This is a genomic window from Rhizobium sp. BK176 (assembly GCF_024808055.1).
This window is the reverse complement of record NZ_JANUBV010000067.1, coordinates 1-2,163: the sequence shown is the minus strand read 5'-3', so window position 1 is coordinate 2,163 and position 2,163 is coordinate 1. Positions and strand designations below refer to the sequence as shown.

General features: G+C 48.5%; 2 protein-coding genes and 1 pseudogene. All 3 read right to left on the bottom strand.

Annotation, left to right across the window (positions count from 1 at the left end):
- Window positions 1–90: 90 nt before the first annotated feature.
- Complete coding sequence (locus FHT76_RS41190) at window positions 91–1,035, bottom strand: hypothetical protein (protein ID WP_259186892.1); 945 nt, start codon at window positions 1,033–1,035, stop codon at window positions 91–93.
- 238 nt (window positions 1,036–1,273) lie between these two features.
- Complete coding sequence (locus tag FHT76_RS41185; protein ID WP_259186891.1) at window positions 1,274–1,729, bottom strand: hypothetical protein; 456 nt, start codon at window positions 1,727–1,729, stop codon at window positions 1,274–1,276.
- Window positions 1,722–2,163, bottom strand: a pseudogene (locus FHT76_RS41180) (hypothetical protein); the annotation flags it as partial. The gene FHT76_RS41185 and the pseudogene FHT76_RS41180, both read right to left, overlap by 8 nt.

Here is a 2,163-nt window from a genome sequence, read left to right as displayed (position 1 = left end):
ATCTTCTTCCATGATTTGGTGTCCACCTATTTTGGTGGACACTTCATGCCTGAGAGCACTTCGCTTCAGAAGGTGCGCAGAAATTCGCGCTTACCGAAGACTCGCGACAACTTCGTACTGCAACTCAGGCGGAACCTCCTTGTTAGAAGCCAATCTCATATGGCCAATCTTAAAGCCCGCCGGCGTGTCGTTGTAGAGCTCAATCATAACGTTAGGCTCCCCGTTCCAGATGCAATAGTAGCGTTCGCGAACAAGAACCTGGAAAACAAGTGACCCGACACAGTTCTGGAATCGATTGCCGGCATCAATCATTTCACTTGGAGTTTTCAGAAAACGGATAGTTGAGCTGTCTGGAGCAGGGGGAGGGGGCAGCTCTGCGTTTCTAAGGGCTATCGACGTGAAATCCATTGGAGCGTTGAAAAATGGCTCGTTAGATTTAAAGAGGCGATCTACAGCGGACTTGTATTGTTTCGCCAGTTGAAGCACGTGCTGCCTCATGACCTTCTCGGCGATCCCAAACCCACGCAACAGATCAAGGTGCGCATTAAAAGCCGCGGCGGCGCGACCATCCTTGACAAAGGAGAGGGTTGGCAGATCCAAAACGGTAGGATCAATAGTCGATACGGCATCCAACGATTCAACTGTCAGCGCCGGAGCCTTTCGTAGCGCTGCCAGATGTTCTTCGGTTGCGGGTCCAGCTAGAAAATCCCTTAGAGCGAGGTAGAATTCTCGACCGCGGATAGAATGCGGTGGCTTGCTAAGCAGCTCGTAAACAACTGGGTTAACTCCCATTAGAGCGAGGAGGCTTTTTCCTTTTTCGAACCGAATTGCGTTAGCAAACTCCCTCGCGTCATTTTTGAAGTGGAGCAGGGGAGTGAATACCGCATCCCCGTTGAACGAAAGCGCCATAGCCATGGCGGTGACCTGTTTTCGTCTACCTGAGAGCTTAATCCACTCGTCCGTAAAACCCGGAGAGAAGCCCTCGAGGAAGGCGCTTGGCTTCACTGTCCACTCAGGAAAATCAGATCTTTCCATTGATACTCCTATGCTGTTGACGACCGCGCAGGAGTATCATTTTTCCATTTTGGAGTCGAGTCTAGTATATCATTTATCTAATATCGACAACAAAGAACAACATAACGTATTAAATTAAATTAGTTAAATATAACATAGATATTATAGAAATTTATACCTAAGTTAATACTTGATTCATCCGTAATATATATATTTATTTCGGCCGATCGATCTGAGTAATATTTTATCTACCCTGCGGCTACACAAGTCTGACGCCCTCAAAAAAACCACGATCAGTCCTTGCTGCCATTGCCGTGTGCATTTCGAAGCCAAGAAATCCGCCGCCGGGAAGCGAAATCATCTGATAATGCTCAAAGAACTTTTTGACGATTTCGAAATTTTCTCCACTGAATGACCAGGGTAGCCGGGTTGACCAAAGCTCGGCAGAATTTTTCTTAAGTTCGCCGAGGCGCTGCTGATCTTTCCAGAGAATTATTTTGGGCTCCAACGGTGTTCCAACCGTGGAGTTGAAGAGGCATCGGAAAAACTCCGCGGCCTGTCGTTCGGTTATTGATAATTCGTCTTCCGAAAATAATATGACCGTGATGCTGACATAAAATTCTTCGTCAACATGTTTCTCGATCAGGGGATCCCGAACATTTTTTATGGTGCCGAGCGGTAATAGGTTCACGTTCACGGAAATTAGCTCAGGCATGTTGTGCCCCTTCGATGCCGGCTTGCGTATTTCCCTTTCGAATGGGGGTCAGAAAGTCTGCTTTCAGGTTGTTACCGTGCATCGTGAAAAATTTTCCAGAGTAATTTGACCACTCATCCAAATCTTCGATTGTCGTGATCCGTTTTGTGTCCTGCTCTTTGACGAATGGAAATTTATATCGGGAGAAGAACGCTTGAGGGTTCTCTAGGATCAGCTGGGCGCGCTCTACTGTATCTGGATGGAAGTAGATCCAGACGTGATGGTGGGGGGCGTCGTAAGGTCGTGTCCCGCCGAATGGTGTAGGTCGGCGGTAGCGAAGCCGCTCGTGAGCGCGTTCTAAATCGCGCCGTAGCGAGCGAGCGGCGAAGCGGCGGTCATCGAAGTTCTCCGGTAAAGTCGGGTTGCTCACACCAACCTGATTGGAAGGAACCACC